At 55.3% G+C, this 24,781-nt stretch carries 23 protein-coding genes; 2 read left to right on the top strand and 21 right to left on the bottom strand.

The genetic code is table 11. From position 1 onward, the window contains the following. Positions 1-81: 81 nt before the first annotated feature. From YWK_RS0114695 to YWK_RS0114730, 7 genes are all read right to left on the bottom strand, one after another. Complete coding sequence (locus YWK_RS0114695) at positions 82-1,662, bottom strand: DEAD/DEAH box helicase (protein ID WP_026965389.1); 1,581 nt, start codon at positions 1,660-1,662, stop codon at positions 82-84. Between the two features lie 124 nt (positions 1,663-1,786). Beyond that, the gene (locus YWK_RS0114700) at positions 1,787-3,052 is read right to left on the bottom strand and encodes a competence/damage-inducible protein A (RefSeq protein ID WP_026965390.1); all 1,266 of its coding nucleotides are present in this window, start codon (positions 3,050-3,052) and stop codon (positions 1,787-1,789) included. 30 nt (positions 3,053-3,082) lie between these two features. Next, positions 3,083-3,661 carry a CDP-diacylglycerol--glycerol-3-phosphate 3-phosphatidyltransferase gene (pgsA, locus tag YWK_RS0114705; protein WP_026965391.1) on the bottom strand — a complete coding sequence of 193 codons (579 nt, stop codon included), beginning with the start codon at positions 3,659-3,661 and terminating at the stop codon, positions 3,083-3,085. 145 nt (positions 3,662-3,806) lie between these two features. Next, positions 3,807-4,298 carry a YajQ family cyclic di-GMP-binding protein gene (locus YWK_RS0114710; protein WP_026965392.1) on the bottom strand — a complete coding sequence of 164 codons (492 nt, stop codon included), beginning with the start codon at positions 4,296-4,298 and terminating at the stop codon, positions 3,807-3,809. Between the two features lie 75 nt (positions 4,299-4,373). Further along, positions 4,374-5,342, bottom strand: coding sequence for a helix-turn-helix domain-containing protein (locus tag YWK_RS0114715; RefSeq protein WP_026965393.1), 969 nt, complete (start codon positions 5,340-5,342; stop codon positions 4,374-4,376). A gap of 165 nt (positions 5,343-5,507) precedes the next feature. Then, positions 5,508-6,311 carry a DUF3388 domain-containing protein gene (locus YWK_RS0114725; protein WP_051375630.1) on the bottom strand — a complete coding sequence of 268 codons (804 nt, stop codon included), beginning with the start codon at positions 6,309-6,311 and terminating at the stop codon, positions 5,508-5,510. Between the two features lie 47 nt (positions 6,312-6,358). Beyond that, positions 6,359-7,369, bottom strand: coding sequence for a hypothetical protein (locus tag YWK_RS0114730; RefSeq protein WP_026965395.1), 1,011 nt, complete (start codon positions 7,367-7,369; stop codon positions 6,359-6,361). 171 nt (positions 7,370-7,540) lie between these two features. Between YWK_RS0114730 and YWK_RS0114735 the strand changes: the two genes are divergently transcribed. Next, the gene (locus YWK_RS0114735) at positions 7,541-7,882 is read left to right on the top strand and encodes a hypothetical protein (RefSeq protein ID WP_026965396.1); all 342 of its coding nucleotides are present in this window, start codon (positions 7,541-7,543) and stop codon (positions 7,880-7,882) included. A 36-nt stretch (positions 7,883-7,918) separates the two neighbouring features. Here the strand turns inward: YWK_RS0114735 and YWK_RS0114740 are convergent, their stop codons facing one another. The 10 genes from YWK_RS0114740 to dpsA form a co-directional block, all read right to left on the bottom strand. Continuing rightward, positions 7,919-8,521, bottom strand: coding sequence for a hypothetical protein (locus tag YWK_RS0114740; protein WP_026965397.1), 603 nt, complete (start codon positions 8,519-8,521; stop codon positions 7,919-7,921). A gap of 65 nt (positions 8,522-8,586) precedes the next feature. Further along, positions 8,587-10,986 (bottom strand): FtsK/SpoIIIE family DNA translocase, encoded by a 2,400-nt coding sequence (locus YWK_RS0114745; RefSeq protein WP_026965398.1) that lies wholly within the window; start codon positions 10,984-10,986, stop codon positions 8,587-8,589. A 181-nt stretch (positions 10,987-11,167) separates the two neighbouring features. Further along, positions 11,168-11,398 carry a YlzJ-like family protein gene (locus tag YWK_RS0114750; RefSeq protein ID WP_026965399.1) on the bottom strand — a complete coding sequence of 77 codons (231 nt, stop codon included), beginning with the start codon at positions 11,396-11,398 and terminating at the stop codon, positions 11,168-11,170. Then, entirely contained in the window at positions 11,395-12,180 is a 786-nt protein-coding gene (locus YWK_RS0114755; RefSeq protein WP_026965400.1) for a ClpP family protease, read from the bottom strand. Before YWK_RS0114755 ends, YWK_RS0114750 begins: the two co-directional genes overlap by 4 nt. Before the next feature lie 122 nt (positions 12,181-12,302). Continuing rightward, a complete protein-coding gene (locus YWK_RS0114760) occupies positions 12,303-14,003 on the bottom strand; it encodes a ribonuclease J (RefSeq protein ID WP_051375639.1) in 1,701 nt (566 codons plus the stop codon). Positions 14,004-14,297: 294 nt separating this feature from the next. Further along, the gene (gene dapA, locus YWK_RS0114765) at positions 14,298-15,176 is read right to left on the bottom strand and encodes a 4-hydroxy-tetrahydrodipicolinate synthase (protein ID WP_026965402.1); all 879 of its coding nucleotides are present in this window, start codon (positions 15,174-15,176) and stop codon (positions 14,298-14,300) included. Positions 15,177-15,192: 16 nt separating this feature from the next. Further along, a complete protein-coding gene (gene dapG / locus YWK_RS0114770; protein WP_026965403.1) occupies positions 15,193-16,404 on the bottom strand; it encodes an aspartate kinase in 1,212 nt (403 codons plus the stop codon). A 126-nt stretch (positions 16,405-16,530) separates the two neighbouring features. Next, complete coding sequence (locus tag YWK_RS0114775; RefSeq protein ID WP_026965404.1) at positions 16,531-17,556, bottom strand: aspartate-semialdehyde dehydrogenase; 1,026 nt, start codon at positions 17,554-17,556, stop codon at positions 16,531-16,533. 34 nt (positions 17,557-17,590) lie between these two features. After that, positions 17,591-18,193: a dipicolinate synthase subunit B gene (locus tag YWK_RS0114780; protein ID WP_026965405.1), complete on the bottom strand. Its 603-nt coding sequence runs from the start codon at positions 18,191-18,193 to the stop codon at positions 17,591-17,593. Positions 18,194-18,207: 14 nt separating this feature from the next. Beyond that, complete coding sequence (dpsA, locus tag YWK_RS0114785; RefSeq protein ID WP_026965406.1) at positions 18,208-19,098, bottom strand: dipicolinate synthase subunit DpsA; 891 nt, start codon at positions 19,096-19,098, stop codon at positions 18,208-18,210. A gap of 187 nt (positions 19,099-19,285) precedes the next feature. Here dpsA and YWK_RS20150 point away from each other — a divergent pair, with 187 nt between their 5' ends. After that, on the top strand, positions 19,286-19,642 hold the full coding sequence (locus tag YWK_RS20150) for an SPW repeat protein (protein ID WP_051375631.1): 357 nt from the start codon (positions 19,286-19,288) through the stop codon (positions 19,640-19,642). Positions 19,643-19,750: 108 nt separating this feature from the next. On the opposite strand, the gene dut is transcribed toward YWK_RS20150, so the two are convergent. The 4 genes from dut to YWK_RS0114810 form a co-directional block, all read right to left on the bottom strand. Continuing rightward, positions 19,751-20,239 carry a dUTP diphosphatase gene (gene dut, locus YWK_RS0114795; protein ID WP_084453750.1) on the bottom strand — a complete coding sequence of 163 codons (489 nt, stop codon included), beginning with the start codon at positions 20,237-20,239 and terminating at the stop codon, positions 19,751-19,753. A 15-nt stretch (positions 20,240-20,254) separates the two neighbouring features. Beyond that, positions 20,255-21,505 (bottom strand): M16 family metallopeptidase, encoded by a 1,251-nt coding sequence (locus YWK_RS0114800; protein ID WP_026965408.1) that lies wholly within the window; start codon positions 21,503-21,505, stop codon positions 20,255-20,257. 59 nt (positions 21,506-21,564) lie between these two features. Next, positions 21,565-22,515, bottom strand: coding sequence for a polysaccharide deacetylase family protein (locus tag YWK_RS20155; RefSeq protein WP_051375632.1), 951 nt, complete (start codon positions 22,513-22,515; stop codon positions 21,565-21,567). A 132-nt stretch (positions 22,516-22,647) separates the two neighbouring features. Beyond that, positions 22,648-24,738 carry a polyribonucleotide nucleotidyltransferase gene (locus tag YWK_RS0114810; RefSeq protein ID WP_035467187.1) on the bottom strand — a complete coding sequence of 697 codons (2,091 nt, stop codon included), beginning with the start codon at positions 24,736-24,738 and terminating at the stop codon, positions 22,648-22,650. Between the last annotated feature and the right edge of the window lie 43 nt (positions 24,739-24,781).

Consider the following 24,781-nt stretch of genomic DNA (forward strand, 5'->3'; position numbering starts at 1 on the left):
CCCCATGCCGGAAACACAGTATATTGTCCTGAACCAACTGTTCGTCGCTATTGCAAGTCGCTGACATCATCGGACATCCCTTTAGCGCGAGCGAACGCGCGGCTTCGCAGGCTCCATGTTCACCCGAGCACCATTGATCCGGCTCTGCCGCAATGCCTCGTAGACGAAGGGTGCGGATTCCTCTTCAATTTCAACAAACGTGAATCGGTCAAAAATGTCAATCTTACCGACCACTTGACCAGGCACGCCAGCTTCCTCGGAAATGGTCCGCACCAGGTCTCCAGGGCTGATGCGAGCGGTCCGCCCAATATTCACGAAGAAGCGCACCATACCCGGCGTTGCCCCCGTATCACCAAAGTCGTAGTCTGCTTCTTCCTGGTTCTCCAGCTCCCCGGCCGAAGCCAACTTCAAAGCTGCGCACGCGACGTCAATCGGATCGTGTTCGTCGATGATGTTGCCGAGAATCGCGCGATAATGACCAAGCCCACCGTCCTGAATGGCTTCGATAATCCGGTTACGCCAGATCTCAGCCTGGCGCTCTGCTACATCCGCCAAGGAGGGCACTTCGCGGGCAACCAGCGTTGCCTTCGTCTCGCGCTCAATTTGTTTCAGTAACTTGAATTCGCGGGGCGTCACCAGTGTAATCGCCAACCCGCGCTTGCCCGCGCGGCCCGTCCGTCCGATGCGATGCACGTAAGACTCGGGATCTTGCGGAATGTCGTAGTTGATGACGTGGGTCACGTTGTCGACGTCAATGCCGCGTGCCGCCACGTCCGTCGCCACGAGCAACTCCACTTCGCTCCTGCGAAACTTATTCATCACGCGATCTCGCTGCGCCTGACTCAAATCCCCATGCAAGCCGTCTACCAAATAGCCGCGCGCAAGGAGCGCTTCGACCAATTCGTCCACTCCGCGCTTGGTCCGGCAGAAGATGATGCCCAGTTGCACCTCTTCGCTGTCCACAATGCGGCACAAACTCTCCAACTTATTGCGTTCCAGGACCTTGTAGTACACTTGATCAATGAGTGGAACCGTCACCTCTCCACGGTTTACCGTCACGTGTTCAGGCGACTTCATGTAACGCACGGCCAGGCGCTTGATGTCAGACGTGAACGTCGCAGAAAAGAGCAAGGTTTGGCGCTCAGCCGGCGTCTCCCTGAGAATGGTTTCGATGTCGTCGATGAAACCCATATCCAGCATCTCGTCGGCCTCATCGAGCACCACCGTGCGAAGATTAGAGAGTTTCAAGGTTCCGCGGCGAATGTGATCCAACACGCGCCCAGGCGTTCCAATCACAATCTGCACGCCTTGTTGGAGGGCCCGAATTTGGTGCCCTATCGACTGTCCTCCGTAAATCGGAAGCGTGCGGACGCGCTTATACTTCGCAATCTTGCGGAATTCGCCAGCCACCTGAATGGCCAGTTCACGCGTCGGGGTCAGGACCAGAGCCTGTACCCTGGATTCTGGCGTGACGCGCTCCACCAGTGGAATCCCAAAAGCGGCTGTCTTCCCGGTGCCCGTTTGCGCCTGTCCAATCACGTCACGGCCTTCCAGCACCAAAGGTATACAAGCTGCTTGTATCGGAGAGGGCTCTTCAAAGCCCATTTCATCAATTGCCTGCTGAACTTTGCGACTCAGCGCTAACTCTTGAAAAACTGTCATCAGTATCTCACCTATCAAAATGAATTCTCCCCGCGCCCGTCGTTTGGACGAGACGAACCGTCTTTACCATTTGCGTCCCATGTTGTGTCTGCGGGCCATTTATACATCCGTTGTATCCAAGCATTCATGCGTCTGCACCTGCGCCCCTGGTGAGCGTACGAATCAACCGCCAGAGGGTGTGTTTTGCGGCGCGTAGGCGAATCTGCTCTCTTGATCCGGAAAACACACTCCGAAAGACCTCTGTCCCACGAGGGCCAGCCACCGCCATATACACTAATCCAACCGGCTTGTCATCGCTGCCTCCGCCAGGTCCGGCAATTCCCGTGGTCGACAGCCCGTACACAGTCCCCAGCCGTTCGCGAACACCTTCAGCCATCTCTCGAGCGGTCTGCTCCGAGACAGCACCGTATCTCTCCAGTGTTTCCGGATGAACGCCGAGTGCCTGACGCTTCACGGCGTTGTCATAGGCCACAACACCGCCGGCGAACACCTGAGATACGCCGGGTACACCGGTGAGCATCGTACTGATCTGACCACCGGTGCAGCTTTCCGCGACGGAGAGCGTGGCTTGTTGCTCCGCCAACAGACGGAACGCCACAGCTTGCAACGTCTCGCCATCCACGCCGTAAATGTACGGCGCAAAGCGTTTGCGAATCTCCTGCTCCACCCTTGCAATGCTTTGGACAGCATCCTGATGTGTACCGCCGCGAGCGGTGATTCGCAACAACATTTCGCCCTCACCAGCCAATGGCGCGACGGTTGGATTTTCGCTGGAGAGCAAGTCGTGAATTTGCTCGTCAACGTGAGACTCGCCAATCCCACAGAAATGGAGCGTCCGGGAAACGAGAACCTGAGGAGTTGGGAATATTCGCTTTAAGCGTGGAAGCACTTCCCTTTGTAGCATAGGCTTCATCTCGAGGGGAGGCCCAGGCAGCAGAAAGTAATGAACGCCACCGTGTTCCACGTATTGCCCAGGGGCTGTTCCATAGGGATTCGGAAGCATGGTTGCACCTTGAATGCGCATCGCCTGCCGACGATTTTCTGCAGGCATGGACCTGCCGCGCTTGCGAAAGTACGACTCAATGTCCTGCAAGGACTTCTCATCCAACTCCAAGGCAACACCCAGGTGCGCAGCGACCGCGTCACGGGTCAAATCGTCTTCCGTGGGCCCGATGCCCCCCGTAAGGACAATGACGTTGGAGCGACCGGCAGCGTGGTTCAGAACGTCGACAATACGCGACAAGTTATCGCCAACCGCCTGGTGGTGGTAGATGAATAATCCATGATTTGCGAATTCCAGTGACACTGTCTGCGCATGAGCATTCAATATTTGCCCCAACAAAATCTCGGTGCCTATAGCAATATGTTCGGCAACGCACTCCTGTTTCAAACATCCCGCTCCGTTCTTAGCACTTCCGCGTCATCCGACGTTTTCAATCACGTGCTTGTTTTTGACGAAATAGTCTATGCCTGAAATCACCGTAGTGATAACCATCACGTAGACCATGACGACGTCAAAGGGAAAACCGACGTAGGAAAACGGAAAATTGTTGATAATCAGCGCCACCATGGCAACGATTTGCGAAGCCGTTTTCCACTTCGCAATCCTACTGGCCGCAATGACAATTCCTTCCGTCGCCGCAACCAACCGCAACCCAGTGACCGCGAATTCCCGGCTGATGATGAGAATGGCAACCCACGCAGACAGCCGTTGCATTTCAACCAGGCTGATGAGAACGGCGGAAATGAGGAGTTTGTCGGCGAGCGGATCCAGAAGCTTACCAAAGTTGGTGACGATTTTCCGCTTCCTCGCGATGTATCCGTCCAAGCCATCCGTGCTGGCAGCAATGATGAACACAAGAGCTGCGACCATTTCACTTCCAGTTGTGGTCCGATGGTTGATAGTGACTGTGAGAAAGTCGAACCTTACCAACAAAAGAAAAATGACCACAGGCACCAAAAAGATTCTGGCTATCGTAATTCGGTTAGCCAGATTCAATCAAAACACTCCCCATTCCGGTGTCCAACTTGTCGGAAAGAGACTGGGTTCGCCTGCAATCGATAGCCCGTTTGCCAGGAGCCAATCTTCGCCATACACCAGTATAGCCCACCGCAAATTAGGCTGTCAAAACACGGTTCGGTTGCTAGCGATAATTCGTAAATTGCAACGGCACGTCGAGATCCGCGTCGCGCAACACTTGGATGACCGTTTGCAGATCATCCCGACTCTTTCCGCTCACGCGTACTTGATCTCCCTGAATACTCGCTTGCACTTTCAGCTTGGAATCCTTTATCAACTTCGTAATCCGTTTTGCGGTGTCCTGATCTATTCCCTGCTGAAGCGCCACCACCTGCCGCACCGTGCCGCCAGAGGCAGGCTCCACCTTGCCCATTTTCAACGCTTTCAAAGAAATTCCGCGTTTGACGCATTTCGTCTGAAGAATGTCGGTGAGCGCGGATAACTTGTATTCGTCGTCCGAAATCAACGTCAACGACTCTCCGTCGAATTTGATGTCGCTTTTACTTCCTTTAAAGTCAAATCGCGTTTGAATTTCCTTCAACGCCTGGTTGACCGCGTTGTCTACCTCTTGCATGTCCACTTGCGAGACGATGTCAAAAGACGCGTCCTTAGCCATCGAATGAATTCCCTCCTTGAAGAGCAAAGCCTGATGTCTAAGTGGCTTGAGACTTGAGCGCTCGGCGCTCGCGATTTACTGTGCCTGCCCCTTTGTCACCGTAACCCAAATCGGATTGTTGGTGTTTGGCAATTGAAGCGATTGTCCATTCACTGAAATGGTAACTGATGACGGTAACCCGAGGCGAATGCGGATGGACTGATTCGCTGTCCATGACCGCTGGCCGTTGGCGGAGACCGTTTCACCCGAATCCACCATCTTGCCGTCAGCCGTCGTTTGCAGCCAGCAGCTGCCTGTCGCTTGCAGTTGCACGTTCAGCGGAGCCGAAGTAGCCACAACGTAGGTCTGCTCGTTGTTCGTGAACGATTGAGACACAACTTTTAGCGCCGTCGGGGCTCCTCTCCCCGCGCCGCCCGCATTCGACATAGCTTGATTCCCTACTCCGTGATTCACCGCATTGCCTTGCCCGGCTGCAGTCGTATTGGATGGCTTGTTCACTGCATTGGACTGGGGTGACATGGACAAGTTGTTGTCTTTGGGATGCTCGCCTTGACCCGAACCGCCAATGAACCACCATGCTGCGCCGACCACCGCCAAAATCGCAACCACAGCAACGGCCTCCCCCGTGACATTGCGGCCACGCTTGCGCCGCGGGTTCACCACAGACCTCGACATAGACGTATTTTTCCTCCGGGGCTGCCGTACCGATTCCGTCAGTTCCTGTGGTACCTTCTCAGGGAATACTGAAGGCTTTTCAAGTTCCCCTCCCACGGGCGATTCACCTTCACCCGGCCGACCTTCGGTATCTGCCTCCACATGGTCACCTATGTACTTTTCGAGCAACTCCGCGCCATCTAAGCCAACCGCTTCTGCGTAGCTGCGTACAAACCCTCTGGCATACACATCGCCCGGGAGCAACTCCCAGTCTCCGTCTTCTAGCGCAATCAAGTAACGCTTTCGGATCTTTGTTTTCGCCTGTAGTTCATCGAGACTGATTCCAAGCTGTTCACGCTTGTTGCGCAACACTCGGCCTAATTCCTTCATCGAATCCCTCCCTGCGGCAACCTCTTTCAGAGTATAGCTGCCACTTCCACGTTCTGCATCACGTCAACGAAAACACGGTTCAGCTCCGTCACGATGCTCCCGCTTTCGCGACAGACAACGCACCTTCGCGCCAAACCTGTCTCAAACCTGTTGCGAAACATCACCTTACTCTTCGTTCCACCTGGCGGCCTCTTGTTCGTAGACTTCGTATTGAATGAGTTCATCCGGGTGACGGCGAAGCTCAATGAGCAAGTCGAACAATTGCCATCCAAAATGCGTACGCTTGACGAAGATGTCAGGGTGCTCAATGACAATCGGAGCCGGTAGGCCCAGCACTTCGTCCACTAGGCACAGGTGCCGCTCATCTCCGCGCAGCGTGGATACTGCCCCGTCAATGATATATACGAACGCGTCCGAATCCAACTGATCTTGTCTCAGTTCACGAACTATCGTTTGCTTTAACAGGGTAGACGATACAAAGGTCCAACGTTTGTTGGCATAGACACTCGCCGCGACGATGGACTCCGTTTTTCCGACGCGCGGTTGTCCTCTCACGCCAATCACCTGACGGCCAGGGCGCTTGAGGCGTTCGCCAAGAAAGTCGACGAGAATCCCCAATTCATCGCGCACGAACCGATACGTTTTCGCCTCCGTGTCACTGCGTTCGATGAACTTGCCGTGTCTCAACGCAATGCGATCCCGAAGAGACGGTGGTCGCAACGCGCTGAGTTCGATGTCCTCCAACGATTTCACCATGGTCCGCAGCACTTCCACCGATTCAGGGCGATTTGTGCGCAACAGAAAACCGCGACCTGTTTCTGACACGCCGCCAAGCTGGAGAATATTGAATCCGAGCATCCCGAGAAGCGACGCGACGTCTCCCAGTAAACCAGGTCGGTCCTTCAATATTTTGTACTGAAAGTACACATCCACAGCGTCTCCCTGCAACCACTGCTGTACATTCGACATCGCTCGCTTGACTCCTTCCCCTTGACAGATAAACCTCGTGATTGACTTCAGTGACCCAACCCAAGGCTCGTTTGCCACTGCTGTTGCAGTGCACTCGGAACTTGATTCCAAGCCGAGTCTACCGGGATGGTGTGATTCTCGAGTGTCCGCGACATGCCTCGCCACGTGGCAAGTACGTTTGACGGAATCAACGACGGATTCAACTGCAACAGAGGAGATGGCGTTGCGGTTACAGTGCCATCATTCCAGCGTCGGTTTGCAAAGGCCGAAACGTCTTTCATCACCGCATCCGGCCCAGGAAATCCTGGTTGTGCAGCGACTGCGGACACGTTTGGCTGAGGACACAGTGAAAAGACTGTGGCATGCAACACCTGCAGAACGGAAACCTCACTGGCGGACAACGGGTGATCCGCAATGACCACGTCGGGAAACCTGGTCAGTGGCTGCGAAAGGTTTGACGGTATCTGCACCGGCACCATACTTACACCCGAAGCAGCCGCGTATGCACCTGCGAGCGCAGACCGTTTGGCCACAGTTGCCACGCTGTTGGTTCCGGACGCGAGCCAACCGACAGCGGGACCATAGGCGTTGTGCGCGACGGCCACGTTGGCCGCGAGCCATCCAATGGCATAGGCTGTCGTCACGGAATCTGTGACAACTTGACGAACGTTCGGCACGTGGATGGACGATGCATCCGTCGCTATCCACTCGTACCGTTCCTCCGGACGTTGTCGTGCCGCGTTCTCCATCTCTTGCGTTGGCTTTCCTGGACGGACAATCACAACCAGTCCAACCGTATCGCGGGCGCCCTCCGTTTGCAGCACAGAAGGCAAGGATGCCTCCGTACAAGTCACAGTTTTCGTAACCACGTTTTGCGCCGACGCCAGCGACTGCACCTCTTGGTCGGACCAACTGGCGGGGTCATTCACGACAATGACCAGCGCAGCAGGTTTCCACACGGATGGCTTCATATTCTGCAAATCAGGAGCGCCGCAGCCTGCCGACACCAGTGCCGAAGTCACCGCAGTGCACAAGCGCATCTTTTGTCCCAAATTCATCCCGTGCGTATGCCTCCACAGTACGTCTCGTAACTCACTATGCACTAAGATGTGACCCTCGCAAATCACGACAAACGATGAATACGTCTTATTGTACCATTTTCTACCCCAGTTCTCTCTTGCCTTTCTATTGAGAACAGCGGATAATGTTCGTGAGAGGTGGGAATTCGCATGCCGAGTACGGGGGGAGAGCACCTGTCCGTCGCAAAGGCGCTATACCAGTTAGACTTTTATCTTCGCGTACTGAATCTGCCGTTCACCGTGGTAGATTTGTACGAACGGGCGTATAAAGCGCGTCGTGGCGATCACTACGATGACCGATGGGTGATATGTCTAGGTGAAAATCCTGACGTCGCCGCATCTGTAGATGAACCGTTTACGACGCAGACCATCATAGAGACACTGATGCGCACGGGCCACGAACCCATTGTCCGTGCCTTGATGAAAGAAGTTCGGAAAAGCAACATTGGCTTCACGCAGGCCTACATGATAGGACTGCCGCGCAGGCCATAGCATGAAACGGGGGACGCTTTCGGCGCCCCCTTTGTGTTACTCTGCGTCTGCCCCTCCCTCGTCCAGCGTGGATTCAAACCAACAGTCGTCCGGACCATCACTCGTTTGCATGGGTTGTTCCGCAATGACATTGGTGAACGTCGCTGGAGACGTGGATGCTGTGACTCCGAGTTTGTCGTAAGTGGATTGTCCAAGGCCTGCACCTGCCACAGGGCGGCCGTCCTGCAGAAAGTAAATGTGCGCGTCGGCCACGTCTGCGCCGCTTCCATAGATCCCCTGAAAGAATGCCATGATGTCTCTGTCCACGGTTTCGTCCTTCTGCCCAACGCCGCCATTCAGCGCGAGTTCCACGGTCGCGCTGACGCTATATCCGTTTCCTCCTGCCGCGGGTAACACCGCCCATTCCTGAAGGCCAGGCACATCGGTCAAATGCAACTGTAAAGCTTTCAACACAGAATCCGGGACGTCTTGGGGCGATATCGCAACGTCTGACGCGGTGGCTGCCGACAAATCAGCGGCGGCCGAAGACGGCGGTTGAAGGTGCAAACTAGCTAAACACGCTGTATACGAAGCAGCGCATAGGATGATGACACAAATGAGAAGATTGCGCGGTCGAAATGGCCGCCTCAACATCGACATACTCGGACACCTCCAGCGCTTGTCCTTACCATCTGTATGTCGATGCCACGCGGAATATGATTGACTTATCCGTCTTGCCGCACGTACTTTTGCTTCATCTCCTGCCACTGCAACGGGTTTATCAGCACTTCACGTGGTTTGCTGCCCTCAAACGGCCCCACCAGACCTTCCTGTTCCATTTGGTCAACAATCCGAGCCGCGCGAGAATAACCGACGCGGAAACGCCGCTGAATCATGGATACGGAAGCCTGTCCCGTGTCGACCACCAGATCTACTGCGTCCGGAAACAACGCGTCGAGCTCATGCTGGGTCGCGGATTCCGCAGCCTCCTCCACGTGATTGAGGTCCACCGTGTACACAACGTTTTGTTGGCTCTTCACGTATTGAACAAGCGCTTCAATTTCCTGTTCTGACACGTACGCCCCCTGTACGCGCACCGGTTTCGAGGCGCCCACAGGCATGTACAACATGTCACCTCGCCCGAGCAGTTTTTCCGCGCCGCCACCATCGAGAATGGTGCGCGAGTCGGCCATAGACGAAACTGCAAACGCGATGCGGCTTGGAATGTTGGCTTTGATGAGACCGGTGATGACGTCGACCGAAGGGCGCTGCGTCGCCACAATCAAATGGATGCCCGCCGCGCGCGCCATTTGTGCGATGCGGCAGATGGCGTCTTCCACATCGCCAGGGGCCACCATCATCAAGTCGGCAAGTTCGTCTACAATCACGACAATGTAGGGCAGTGGATCGAGCCCATCCTGTTGAATCAATTGGTTGTATCGTTCAATGTCTCGGGCCCCCCTATCGGCAAACTGACGGTACCTCGACTCCATCTCTTCAACAATCTTCTTCAGCGCGAACGCGGCCTTCCTCGGGTCTGTTACGACCGGTGCCAGCAAGTGCGGAATTCCATTGTATCCACTCAGTTCGACCATTTTCGGGTCAATCATAAGAAACTTGACCTCGTGTGGTTTCGCCTTCATGAGAATCGATGCGATGATGCCGTTGATGCACACGCTCTTCCCTGAACCGGTAGCCCCTGCGACGAGCAAGTGCGGCATCTTCTGCAAATTGCCGACAATGGCGGCACCGGAAATGTCTCTCCCTAGGGCTAATGCAAGCTTGCTCTTCTCAGCTTGAAAATCGGGAGACTCGAGAACTTCACGAAGGGTCACGACGGCCACTTCATCGTTCGGTACCTCGATGCCAACCACCGGCTTGCCGGGCACAGGTGCTTCAATGCGAATATCGCGCGCAGCCAACGCTAATGCGATGTCATCCGTGAGGCTGACAATCCGTGACACTTTCACTCCGACTGCTGGTTGCACCTCGTATCGCGTAACCGCAGGCCCTCTGCTAATTTCAAGGACCTTGGCCTGGACGCCGAAGCTCTCTAGGGTCATCTCCAGTTTCCGTGCGTTTTCCTGCACACTCTTTTGCGAAAACCGTCCATTCGGCGCCGCCGGAAGTTTGAACATGCGAACGGGCGGTAATTCGTAGCTTTCGTCGCGCACAGGTGCGCCTACCGCGTACGGTTCGCTCTTCGGTTCCCGTTTCGGTGGGTCTACCACATCGCTCTTCTTTTCTGGAAAGCGCACCGTGATCTGGTTACCTGATTGCTCCAGCACCGGCTTTTCCAACTCGGCAGCATGCTTGGCCCGCAGTTTCGCTGTAAAGTCGTGAACAATGGGTTCATGAACCTCTACATCAGACGACGCCGGTGTTTCGTCAACCAACTCTCCGTCCACCACGAGCGGATTCGACTTGTGGGGTTTACGGGATCGCTTGTTCGAGGCTTTGGTGTCCTTCTTGCCCTCAGCGTCACTTTTTTTGTCCGGGCCGAACAGCAGTTCCACGTACTGCTTGCTCCCTTTCCACAACCCTTCAAGCCGCTTTTCCATCCACTTCGTCCCGCGTTGAACCACCGCCACAACGGAAATTTCCAAGAACAAGGCCAATCCGATGATGGCGCAGACTGGAAGGACGACCATCACGCCAACAGCAGCGAACAGATAATGAAAGACGGAGAATACCACATACCCAATCAGCCCCCCACCGGCTTCCGGGGGCGCCGCTCCGGCACTCGTTTGCCCGTTTAAGACGTAATTCCGCAGCTCTATGATGGCGTTCCACGTCGCATTGAACAAAGACGTGGTGTGATAACTGGCGATGTCGCTGTAAAACCCTTGATGTATGTATGTAAGCCATGTGACAAACAGTACGAGCATTCCCATGTGTCTGCTCGTCCATGGGAAATACGTGCGCTTCACCATGATGTAAATCCCTGCATAGCCCGTAAAAATGGGCACAAGGAAACTCCACGACCCAGCCAAAAAAATGAAAATGACATCCAAGTTGCGGCCGACTACACCGAGTCTCCCCAGCGCCAGAATGCTAACGGTCAAGATGACCAAACCAATCAGTTCGTAATAAAAGATGTTTTGTTGGTGTTTCTTCTTTCCCATTCTGTGCCTCCCACGTTCTACGGGTGTCGCGGTTCTCACCGCATACAGCGCACGAATCGCCACCTGAATAACTTCGAGTTTGCGGTCTCCATTCCTGCCAATGAAAAACGGCCGGTGTCATCACCGACCGCACATTTCGCACCGATTCCCACAATCCGAGTGAAACTTTGCAATGCGCTGATCACGACAACGCGAGGGGAGACAGTGCAATGTACTGCCCTGGCTGCCACTCGGGGCGCAAGTAATGCTGGGGATTGCCACTGATGACCCGTTCAATTCTCCCCATGCCCCCAGGCAGCGGTTCCACTACCATCGTCGCTCCCTCCATCTTCAGCTCTCGGAACTTGGGCGCCGCTGAATCCGTGGATGCGAACACAAACTCGGTAGGTACAATCGACCACAACAATGTCATTGTAGCGCATCCTTTCCTGTTTCGGTCCGTACGGACTTGCGCATGTCTATCATCTGGTGAAGTTTCGCCATGGCCTGTCCTAATCCCCCAACTTCGTCTATCAGCCCGTATTTCACGGCGTCGCGGCCAACGACGGTGGTTCCGATGTCACGGGCCATTTCTCCAGTATTGAGCATGAGTTTTCGGAACACGTCCTCACTGATGTTCGAATGCTCGACGACAAACCTCGTCACTCGCTCCTGCATCCGCTCGAGGTACTCAAACGACTGAGGGACGCCAATCACCATCCCAGTGAGCCGAATCGGGTGAATGGTCATGGACGCGGTTTCCGCAATGAAACTATAGTCGGCACTGACAGCAATCGGGACTCCAATGGAGTGTCCTCCGCCGAGCACAATGGACACCGTGGGCTTACTTACACTGGAAATCATCTCCGCGATGGCCAACCCTGCCTCGACGTCACCACCGACGGTGTTCAGCACCAGCAACAGCCCTTCGATGGCTTCATTCTGCTCGACAGCCACCAACTGTGGAATCAAGTGTTCATATTTGGTGGTTTTGTTCTGAGGCGGCAGTACCACATGTCCCTCAACTTGGCCGATAATCGTCAAGCAATAGATATTGGATTCCGACTGCACGGGATTGGTCTGACCTAGGGCCTCCACATTTCGGGCCACACCCGCGCGTTGTTCGGTGTTCTCTGCCGGCTCCGCCGGCGCCGTCTCCGCAGCACCTGTGGTGGTGCTTCGCAACACGGCGGCCACGCGCTCATCTGAATCCACGCTGCCCCACTCCTTTCAGCATCGCCACTCCTGAATAGTATGGGACAGCGAGTCGCTCTACATGCAAAAACAGCCCGCCGTTGTGGCGGCGAGCCGTTTCACACGCAACGAAGCAGCGTGCGTCACGCTTCCATGATGATGGGTAAAATCATCGGGCGACGGCGTGTCTGCTCGTACAGGAAGCGCCCGAGCGTGTCCCGGACTGCGGTCTTCAGTGACGACCACTCGCTGATGTTGTCGGATACCATCTTAATCAGCGTCGCTTCAACCAACTTGGTGGCCTCGTCCAACAACGCTTCCGATTCGCGCACATAGACAAAGCCCCGCGAAATGATATCTGGACCGGACATCACAGCGCCTGTAGCCTTGGACAGGGTCACCACGACGACCAGAATGCCATCCTGAGACAGCAACTTCCGATCTCGGAGCACGATGTTGCCCACGTCACCGACACCCAATCCATCAATCATGACGGTGCCGGCTGGAATCTTCGCCCCGAGGTGTGCGACACCATTTTCAATGTCAATGGAATCGCCGAGGTCCAGAATAAAAATGTTTTCTTCATCTACACCGACATCGGTTGCCAGTTTCGCGTGCACGCGTTGCATGCGGTACTCGCCATGCACCGGCACAAAGTACTTCGGCTTCGTCAGATTCAACATCAATTTCAGTTCTTCTTGACTGCCGTGACCCGAAACGTGCACTCCGCGATAGATCACGTTGGCGCCAACGCGGAACAGTTGGTCGATTGTCCGAAATACATACTTTTCGTTGCCAGGAATCGGGGAGCTGGCAAGCACCACGGTGTCTCCAGGCAGAATTTCAATCTTGCGGTGTGCAGACCGTGCCATCCGCGTCAGTGCGGACATCGGTTCACCCTGACTACCCGTGGACAAGATGACCAGCTTTTCCGGATCCATTTTACCTACGTCGTCCAAGTCGATGAGGGTTGCTGGACCGACTTCCAGATACCCCAACTGAGACGCAATTTGAATATTGTTGACCATGCTCCGGCCAACCACTGCCACTTTTCGACCATGCCGTTCCGCGGACTGAATCACTTGTTGCAAGCGGTGAATGTTGGACGCAAACGTCGCCAAAATGACACGTCCCGGCGCATTGGCCACAATCTCGTCTATGGTCTTGCCGACCACCCGCTCCGATGGCGTAAATCCTTCTCGCTCGGCATTGGTACTATCGGCCACCAACGCCAATACCCCTCGCTCACCATAAGCAGCCAGTTTCGCCAAATCCGCCGGACGACCATCCACCGGGGTGTGGTCAAATTTAAAGTCGCCAGTATGCACCACCAGGCCCTCTGGCGTATCGATGGCAAATCCACCTGTGTCCGGAATGCTGTGATTAACGTAGAAGAAACTCACTTCAAAGGCGCCGACACGCACCGAACGATTGCCGTCAATCTTGATGAGCTTAGATGTTTCCAGAAGCCCGTGCTCTCGGAGTTTGTTCTCGACCAATCCCAATGTCAGTCGCGTGCCGTACACGGGCACAGGCAAGTTCTTTAACACGTAGGGAAGGGCGCCGATATGATCCTCGTGTCCGTGTGTCAAGAAGATACCGCGCACCTTGTCCTTGTTGTCCATCAAGTACGTGATATCGGGGATGACTGCATCGATGCCAAGCATTTCTTCTTCCGGAAACTTGAGCCCAGCATCCACCACAATAATATCGTCACCGTAGCGATACGCCGTCATGTTTTTGCCGATTTCTCCAACCCCGCCAAGCGGAATGATGGAAAGTTTCAAACTGTTTTTAGCCAAAGTTGCACCTCCGTTGCGCAAAGCAAAGCATACTAAAATCATGATATTTTTACATAAAATTACAGCCAAAAGATACACGGATATTTGTCTCTTTACCGCGTCATTTTCATTTCGGGTTGCCTATCTGTCGCCGTTCTTTTGCCCGCCGTCCAGTTGAGCGACAAAACGCACAGATCTCCCCATACATCACGCGATGATAGTGATGATGTTCGTTCTTTGAAATTCAAAGCCGCACCAGTCACTTTAATACTATTATATCCAGTCCAGCCGGTCTGCACAACTCTGAAACGAGAAAAGGGCTGGACATCTCTGTCCAACCCTAGGCACGCCCTCGATTTAGAGTTTTCCGAGCCGCTCCAACTCCGAACGCAATTCCAGCACCACGTGCTCCGGCGCCGGAACCAACGGGAGCCGTACGCCCCCTGCGGGCAAGCCGAGTAACTGCAGTGCCGCCTTCAAGGGAGCCGGATTCGAGGTCCGGAAAAGGGCCTCAAAAATGGGAAGGAGTCGCAACGCCCAGCGTTTCGCTTCTGTCACATTTCCGCCCAGGTACGCCTCCATCATCGATGTCATTTCCGTACCCACGACGTGTGATGCGACGCTGATCACGCCGTACGCGCCAAGGGCCATCATCGGCAGCGTAAACTTGTCATCCCCGCTGTACACCAGGAGGTCATCCGGCTTCCGCGCACATAGCCGAAGTACTTGTGAAAAGTCTCCGCTGGATTCCTTGACGGCGACGATGTTCGGAATTTGCGCCAACTTCAACAGTGTGTCGACCTCGATGTTGACCGCGCTGCGCGGCGGAATATTGTACACAATAATGGGCAGTTCAACTTGCTCCGCGACAGCCGCATAGTGTGCGTACAGCCCCTCTTGCGTCGGGCGGTTGTAATACGGCGCAACCAACAGCAAACCTTGGACGCCGATGGATTGTGCCTCCTTGGACAAGCGTATAGATTCGGCCGTGTTGTTCCCGCCTGTTCCCGCGATGACCGGTACCCGACCATCTGCGAACTCCAACGTCTTCTCGAACAAGAGCAACTTCTCGTCGTGCGTCAATGTCGGCGACTCACCCGTCGTTCCGCATACGACCAAAGCCGTCGTGCCAGTATCAATCAAATGGTCTACGAGCCGCTTCAGCCCAGCGACATCGACGCTCCCATCCGCCGCAAACGGTGTCGCCATCGCCGTCAACAGTCTTCCAAAGTCCATATCCATTCCTCTTTTCTCATTCGTTTGCATGGTCCAGACCGAACGTCTGGTGCAACGCCCGCACAGCCACTTCCATCTGTTGGCGTTTCACAAGACACCAGATGGTGGTGTGAGAGTCTGCCGTCTGCAGAATCTCTACGCCGTGCTGCATCAGCGCGCCCACAATTTTCGCCATAATCCCCGGCACACCAGCGATGCCAGCCCCCACGACAGCGACTTTGGCACAATCCGGGACCATCTTTGGGTTCAACCCAAGCGTCGCCAACGTATCGACTGCGCGCCGCGCCTCTGAATCCGCTACAGTGTAGGCAATCCGGTCCGGTGACACGGAAATAATATCGACGCTGATATTGTGCTCGGCCATCGCTTGAAATACGTCGTACGCGTTGACACCGGGTTGGTCAATCACAATCTGTGTAATATTCGCTGTCTGCGCGACACCGGTCACGTATCGGTCTGTCACCGAGTGACTTTCCAGGACCGTTGAGTCGTTCGTGATGAGTGTGCCCTCATCTTTCAATTCGGTATGCCGGACGCGAATCGGAATGTTCTTTTGCATCGCGATTTCAACGGCTCGAGGATGAATGACCTTAGCACCAGAATAGGCGAAGTTGCACACTTCGGCGTACGTCACTTGGTCCAGACGCCGGGCCGAAGAGACAATCCGAGGGTCGGCCGTCATGACACCCTCGACATCCGTGAAAATATCCACGTACTCGGCGTCCAACGCGACGCCCAGCGCAGTGGCGGTCGTGTCGCTGCCTCCCCGTCCGAGCGTCGTGATGTCTCCTTCTGCCGTGACACCTTGAAAGCCCGTTACAACCACAATTTGTCCAGCAGAGAGCGCATCCAGGATGCGTTGTGGCCGAACCCTCAGGATTCGCGCATTGCCAAAGCTGTCATCTGTCTCAATCCCCGCCTGGCCACCGTTCAAGACCAGCACATTGTGACCACGTGCACGCAACACACTGGAAAACACCACCGCTGAGATGGCCTCCCCGCAGGACATCAAAATATCCAAGTCCCGTGTAGAGACGTGATTGGGGTCATCAATGAGACCCAGGAGGGTATCTGTCGCGTACGGATCGCCTCGACGGCCCATGGCGGAGACGACAACCACCACCCGGTACCCGTTGGCGAGCGCATCCTCTACGTGTGCAACGGCAGCCAGCCGCCGTTCCTGTGTCGCGACCGACGTTCCTCCGAATTTCTGTACTAGTATTTTCATGATCCACCCTTCCTGTCCAATGCTGCCACGCAATTCTTCCGTCATCATGGACCACACGCACGCCATCGCGGCGTGCGCCGAATATCAATCCAGTATTGAGCGCGGCCTCTGTACGGAGGCTACGACTTACGCCTCCGCGCCTTGTACGAGCAGCTCCGCAATTTGCACAGCGTTCCACGCTGCACCCTTCAGCAGATTGTCTGCTACGACAAACATTAGCACCGTATACTCATCAGCCAGGTCCTGGCGGATGCGTCCGACAAACGTATCGCCGGTTCCTTCCGCCATGCGCGGGTGTGGGAAGCGCGCGTGCTGTGGATCATCTACCACAACCACGCCCGGCGCACCCGTCAGTTTGGCGCGAACCTCTTCTGCGCTGACAGGTTTCGAAAACCGCACGGCGACGGATTCCGAATGACCGTAGATGACGGGCACCCGGACAGCTGTCGGACTCACTTTGAGATCCGGCAGGCCGAGAATCTTGCGAGACTCGTTGAGTAGCTTCATTTCCTCTTTGGTATATCCGTTGTCGAGAAAGACATCGCACTGCGGCAAAACGTTGTAAGCCATCGGGTACCGCGTGTCCTGACTCGCTGTGGGGAACAACGTCGTCTCGGCATTGCCCCCGACCTCCGCAGTCAACGCGTCGATGGCCTTTTGCCCCATGCCACTGACTGCCTGATAGGTGGACACCGATACGTGCTCGATGCCGAATTCGACCAACGGTTTCAAGGCCACCACAAGCTGGATGGTGGAACAGTTGGGGTTGGCGATGATTCCTTTGTGCGAGAAGGCTGCATCCGGGTTTACTTCTGGAACGACCAGCGGTACGTCCGGTTCCAACCGATACGCGCTGCTGTTGTCCACCACGACAGCGCCTTGCCTGACCGCCAGTGGAGCGTATGTCAAACTAGCTGACGCACCGGCACTGAACAAGGCGATATCCACGCCGGCGAACGCTTCTTCAGTAGCCGCCTGGACCTCGTAGAGGCGCCCACCAAACTCCAAAGTCTGACCAGCCGATCTCGGCGACGCCAACAGACGCAAATCTCCAATGGGAAATCCTCGACGCTCCAGCGTATGCAACATGGCGCGGCCAACTGCTCCGGTCGCGCCCAACACCGCGATATTGTACCGTTCTTTTTTCTTCATCGGCTATCTCCTTCGTTCCCGCGAGTCTGGAGGATTACGGACGCTCCTCCCGCCAGCGCTCAATTAACACCGGCTGTAACTGGCGTTTTTCCAGTGCCGCTTCACACGTCTCCGGTATGAGGCGCATTAAAGACACCAATGAATTCATTTTAACATGTGGTGCATCCTGCCCAAATGGAACAAGGAAGATATTTTTCATATTGATCAATTTGGCAATATTGTAAAGATTGAGCCCAAGGCCGTCGTTCGTCGATATGGCAAGCACCACGGGCCTGTCATTGCGCAGGGTGGACTTCGCCGCCATTAACACCGACGAGTCAGTCGCTGCGTTGGCCAAGCGACTGAGGGAGTTTCCCGTACATGGAGCAATCACTAAACAGTCCAACTTCTTGGAAGGCCCTAGCGGTTCGGCTTCTGGAAGCGTCGTAATGGCCTTGTTTCCCGTCACCTCTTCGATATTCTTGGCCCATTCACCCGCCTCACCGAATCGGGTGGATACCTGCAATACCGTATTCGAGAAAATCGGAATGACGTTTACATCCATCGAAACAAGTCTTACAACCTCAGGAAATACTTCTGCATACGTACAATGCGATCCCGTCACTGCGAATCCAATGGTCTTCCCCTTGAGTTCCAACAGGACAACCTCCTTTATGATACCGGCCTAGACTCTGCCAGAATCCGGCAAACACTGTCAGCGATGATCCGCCCCGCCGTCTTCGGTGCGACCAAACCTGGCAGGCTCGGTGCGAGCATGGCCGTCATACCTCTCCGTTCCGCATAGCGGAAGTCCGTGCCACCAGGTTTGGAAGCAATATCGATGATGACGCAATCCTTTGCCATCTGGGACAACACGGCGGCGCTCAGAATCATGTCTGGAATCGTGTTGAACACCATTTCGACGTCCGCCACCGCTTCGAGCAGTGCTCCCATGTGAACGGGCTGCAGCCCCATTTCCCGAACGCGAGCCAAGTCTGCTGGGCGACGCGCCGCCACCGTGACTTTCGCCCCCAGGGCATCCAGCGTGCGCGCCAACGTCTTTCCACACCGGCCAAAGCCTAGCACCAGCGCGCGTGCACCGTGAACGGTGATGTCCGTATGTTGCATGGCAAGTGCGATGGCGCCTTCCGCAGTCGGGATGGAATTCAAAATGGCCACCTCGTCCAATTCCATCAATTTCACCAAGTTTACTGGATACTTGCGGCACCAATCCGCCAACCGCGGTCTCGCAATGCCAGTAAACACAAACGTCTCAGGCTTCATGGCGGCAAAATGATCCTCCGTGAGCACCACGTGACCTTCCCCACTGAACCGGGTTTCCACGCGACCATCGTCATCCATGCCTGCCACCGGCAAGACGACCGCATCGACGTCCGCGAACACCTCCGTCGACAGCGTGACAAGCGCCGTGTCTGTAAACCGACGTGGTAGTTCTTCAAACCCGATGAGCGTTGCACTGGCGTCCAGTTCCGTCGTTTGCGCAATGACTTCAATCTGGCGCGCGTCGCCGCCGACGAAAGCAAGTTTGCGGCCTGTCAGCATGAACGGCCTTACCCCCATCTCTTCCGGAATGTGTTCCGCTGTAATGTATGAGCAGATTGGGGTAGGGGTGCAGAAGGCCATTCACGGAGAAAGTGATGGCGTGAACGGATGATTGTTCCCGTCGGGGGCGACAATACGTGTAAAAGCACCTTCAAGCGGTTGAAGGGCTGGCATGGAGGGATTCCTCGTGAAATGGAGAGACTGGGTAAACGCGGCCATCGGTGTGTGGCTGGCCTTGTCACCGTGGGTGCTCGGCATATCCAATCAGAGATATGCAACGCGGGCCAGTGTCATTGTGGGGCTGATTTTGGTGGGGGTGTCGATATGGAGCGCCATGACGGACCATGTGGAGAGGCACAACGGGTTAACTGCGGTCACGTTTGCTTGCGGATTATGGTTCGTCGCCGCACAGGCGTTTTTGGGGCATTATGAAATCGGACAATTTTGGGCCGTGGTCATTCCCGGACTGCTGACCATGGCGCTTACGCTGTGGGCGTGGATGGAGCGCACCCGGTTAGCGGATTCTGGCGGAGGAGGCCATTAAGTCGAATTCTACCTACACAATCCATAGGCCGTCTGTGAGAGCCATCCTCGGGGATGGTTTTCTTCATGTACACTGTATTTCCAGGACCAGACCGCCGATGCGTATGCGTCACATGTCGGACTTTCTTGGTGCCACCCCGGTCGATCCGAATCCGCGCGCTCCTCTGTCTGTCTCCACGAGCGATTCCGCGGCGACGAGCCTCGCCGTGTACACCGGAGCAAAAACGATTTGCGCAATGCGGTCTCCCGGATGAATCACAAACGGCTGATCCGAAAAATTGGTAAGTAGGACCTGGATTTCTCCTGTGTAGTCGCTATCTATCACGCCGACACCGTTGGGCAAACCAATTCCGTGCCGCCAAGCCAAGCCACTTCGAGCGTAGACCAGGCCAACCACCCACGGACCAGGAAATTGCAAAGCGATGCCCGTCGGCACCCGGATGCGCTGTCCGGGTGCTAAGGTGAGCGGGGTGTCAATACACGCGTGTAAATCCATGCCCGCTGCACCGGCCGTCGCGTACTTTGGCTCATATTCGGGCTTGTACAAATGAGAAACAGCGACGTAGCCGACCTCAATCGGCGAAGTACCCTGACTCATGCGGTTCCTCCACTATCATTGATATTTAGCAAACGCACCTTCATCGATGGGCCCGACCGCCGCTAACGCAAAACGTTGCGTGAGAATGGCTCGCGCGACGCGTTGGACGTCCGCTGCGGTGACGTTCTGAATACCGCGCAACGTTTCATCCAGTGTCACTTCCCGCCCGAGCACAAGTTCATTTTTGCCGAGGCGACTCATGCGGCTGCTCGTACTCTCCAAACTGAGCATCATGGACCCTTTCACCTGCTCTTTGCCTTTCCTGAGCTCCTCTTCGGTCAACCCATGTTCGGCAACGTCCTCACAGATGCGGTCAATGATGGACATGACCTCGGCAACGTGTTCGGGAGACGTGCCAGTGTAGATTCCGAACATGCCACAGTCCTTATACGCGGTGTGGAACGAGAACACAGAGTAGGCTAACCCGCGGTCTTCCCGGACCTCTTGAAACAGCCGGGAACTGGTGGAGTTGCCCAGTGCGTTGTTGAGCAATACCAGCGCGTACAAATCTTCGTGACCGGCCGGCAAGCCAGCGGCCGCAAGACAAATGTGCGCCTGTTCAATGTCTTTCTGCCGCACGCTCAAGCCGCGAGTGAAGGTCGGGACCGTCAACTGTGGCTCGTCCCCCTCGGTGTGCGCACGCGCAGTACTGAAATATTGTTCCACTTCAGCGATGGCTTGTTCCTCAGAAATATTGCCTGCAACAGCAACGACCATGTTGGAGGGCTTATATCTATCCGACACATACGCTTGAATATCGTTTCGGGAGAACGCCCGCAGGTTGTCTTCCAGTCCAAGAATCGTATAGCCAAGCGGATGGCCGCTGTATACACCCTCCGCCAGTACGTCCATCACCAGTTCGTCTGGTTCATCTTCATACATGCGAATTTCTTCAATGACGACCTTTTTCTCTTTCTCTATCTCTTCAGGCGCAAACTTTGAATGAAATAGCATATCGGACAAAGTTTCGACAGCGAGTCCAAAGTGTTCATCGAGCACCTTCGCGTAGTAACACGTGTATTCCTTAGACGTAAACGCGTTCACCTGGCCCCCGATGCCATCGAACACTTCTGCAATCTCGCGCGCAGTCCGGCGTTCAGTGCCTTTGAACAACATGTGCTCCAGAAAATGACTGATACCGTTGTTGTGGATGTTTTCATATCGAGAACCTGTTGCAATCCATACTCCGATACTCACGGATCGCATCGACGGGATTTCTTCTCCTACCACACGGACGCCATTGGAAAGCGTTCTGCGATACGTCATGTTGCTACCTCCCTCAGCGGGGTTCACTCCTCTTACAAACGCTAGATAAATATAGCAAATCACGATTTCGGACTCAAGGAAGCAGGGGGCTTCACCACAGCCTCTTCGTGGACCACCTGTCCAACCGTTTTACATGTGTACCCATTCTTTCTGAATATTTCCAGCAAAGTCGGCAACGCCTGTTGAGTGGGCCGAGTGGGATGCATCAGAATCAATGCGCCCGGTTCCACGTGCCTTCGAATGCGCTCCACAATAGCGCTTGGGGCTGGCCTTCTCCAGTCCACGGTATCCGCCGTCCACAGCACGGTGTACATGTGATGACGATGCGCGAGCTCGACAGTACGTTGGTCGTACGAACCGGCCGGAGGCGCCAACAAAGTGGGATCTATTCCCAAGGTATGATGGATGACGGTGTTGGTGACAACGATTTGCTGTTCCAAAGCCCGGCTTGCCAGACGGCGAAAATCAGGGTGACCAGATCCGTGGCTGCCAATTTCGTGCCCTGCCGCATAGATTTCCTTCGTCAGCTCCGGGTGCTTTTTGACCCAAGCGCCATCGAGGAAGAACGTGGCGTGTACGTGTTCCTCTTGCAGCGTACGCAGAATGCCCGGGACGAACTCTTCTCCCCAGGACACGTTAAACATCAACGCCACCGAACGTTCCTCTTTTGGACCTTTGTATATGGGTTCAGGAGGGAGTTGCCGGATAGAAACATGAGGTTGTACAGCTTGCCAAACCAGGTGAATGCGGTGATCTTTGGCTCGTTGTGTTTCCCGTTCGCTCGCCGCCGGGTCCAGCTTCCACCCACTCAAGCCGGGAATGGCGTGCCAGACGCGGTCCATTCTCGCGTCCACCGGGCTCCGCCCATAGGTTTCACCCGCTTTTCGCACCGTGTCCAAGTCGCTCATCTTGGCATATGCAGGCGTCACTTTCGATTGCGCTATGACTGGCCACGGCCAGACGATGCCCCCCGTGTGCAAGAGCGCTAACGTCAACAGAACCCATCGCATCCTCTCGTCACCCTCCTCAATCGTTCCACACGCACTCGGCATTATCGTGCCCAATACGTGCAAAAACCCTCCATACCCTGGAGGGATTGAGAAGACTCAAGGATGCGTCTGTGGTCTTTGCATCGGATTGGATTACCCTGCCGAAGTACCCTGGTCTTTCAGGGCTTCCTTGCGGGAGAGGTTAATCCGGTTTTGCGCGTCGATTTCAGTCACTTTGACCGTAATCAGGTCGCCCACCTTACAGATGTCCTCCACCTTGTTCACGCGGTTGACATCCAGTTGTGACACGTGCACAAGCCCTTCTTTTCCTGGCAGAACTTCCACGAACGCGCCGTATTTCTCCACACGTGTCACTTTTCCCACGTAGGTCTTGCCAACCTCTACCTCACGCGTGATGTTGAGAATTTGCTCTCTCGCCTGAGCCGCACCGTCCGAATCGGTACCCGAAATAAAGATCCGTCCGTCCTGCTCAATGTCAATCTTCACGCCGGTTTCTTCAATAATCTTGTTGATGACGCGACCACCAGGTCCAATCACATCCCGGATCTTGTCTGGGTTGATCCGCAATGTGATGACACGCGGCGCATATGGAGACATCTGGGCACGCGGCTCAGAAATGGCTTCCAACATCTTGCCCAGGATGAACATCCGACCTTCATGGGCTTGCTGTAAAGCGCGCTCGAGGATGTCTCGGTTGATCCCGTTGATCTTGATGTCCATCTGCAGCGCCGTTACGCCCTTTGCCGTTCCGGCAACCTTGAAATCCATGTCGCCCAAGTGGTCCTCCAGGCCTTGGATATCAGACAGGATGGCCACGCGATCTCCCTCTTTCACCAGCCCCATGGCGATGCCGGCCACCGGTGCCTTAATCGGAACGCCCGCATCCATCAAGGCCATGGTGCTTCCACAGATGCTCGCCTGTGAAGTGGACCCGTTTGACTCCAACACTTCAGACACAACGCGAATGGCGTAAGGGAATTCCTCCGGTGGTGGAATGACGGGATCCAACGCCCGTTCCCCTAACGCGCCGTGCCCAATATCGCGTCGACTGGGCGCGCGCAACGGCCGGGCTTCCCCCACACTGAAGGGCGGGAAATTGTAGTGATGCATATAACGATTGGATTCCTCAACGCCGAGTCCGTCCAAAATCTGCTCGTCACCCAGTGCACCGAGCGTGCACACAGACATCACCTGGGTCTGCCCACGTGTAAACAACGCCGACCCATGCGCTCTCGGCAACAGCTTCACTTCGCAGGAAATCGGTCGGATTTCGTCCATTTTGCGACCGTCCGGCCGGATCCCTTCAAAGAGGATGGCGCTACGCACTTCCTCTTTCAAAATATCGTGCAAGACCTCGGCAATATCCTTTTCTTTCTCCGGAAACTGCTCGATGTAGGCTTCGAGTGTCTCTGCGTTCACCGCGTCTACGGCAGCCTGACGGGCAAGCTTGTCTGGATTCCGCACCGCCACCTTGATTTTCTCCGTGGCGTAGGCGCGAATTGCTGCGTCCAGTTCCGGATCCACCTGATGCAGCTGGACTTCGCGCTTCGGAACACCCGCCTCTGCCACGAACGCCTCGATTTCCGCGACAATCTTTTGAATCTCCTTGTGACCAAACAGAATGGCTTCCAGCATCTCTTCTTCCGGGACTTCGTTCGCGCCCGCTTCCACCATCATAATGGCGTCCTTCGTGCCTGCCACGACGAGGTGCATATCGCTTTTTTCCGCCTGAGCCAGCGTGGGATTGATGACAAGTTCCCCGTCGACCCGCCCGACGATAACACCCGCAATCGGCCCGTCGAACGGGATATCGGACGCGGTGAGTGCCGCCGAAGTACCAATCATGGCCGCAATTTCAGGTGCGCAGTTCTGGTCCACAGACATCACAATGTCTACGACCTGCACGTCATTGCGGAAACCCTCCGGAAACAAGGGTCGGATAGGCCGGTCAATCAGCCGCGATGCCAATATGGCCTTTTCACTCGGGCGACCTTCCCGTTTGATGAATCCGCCTGGGATCTTCCCGACGGCGTAAAAGCGTTCCTCGTAATTCACCGTGAGTGGAAAAAAGTCCAGGTCCTTTGGTTCCTGTGAGGCGGTCACTGTGCACAAGACGACCGTGTCGCCGTACCTGACGTTGACGGCTGCAGTCGCCTGTTTCGCAAGCTTGCCGGTCTCCAGAACCATGGGTCGACCTGCGACCATAAATTCTCGTTTTATCATGCGTGTTCGTTAAACTCCTTTCACCATCTTCTGAAGCCATGCG

The sequence above is a fragment of the Alicyclobacillus pomorum DSM 14955 genome, assembly GCF_000472905.1.
Taxonomy (GTDB): Bacteria; Bacillota; Bacilli; order Alicyclobacillales; family Alicyclobacillaceae; genus Alicyclobacillus_A; species Alicyclobacillus_A pomorum.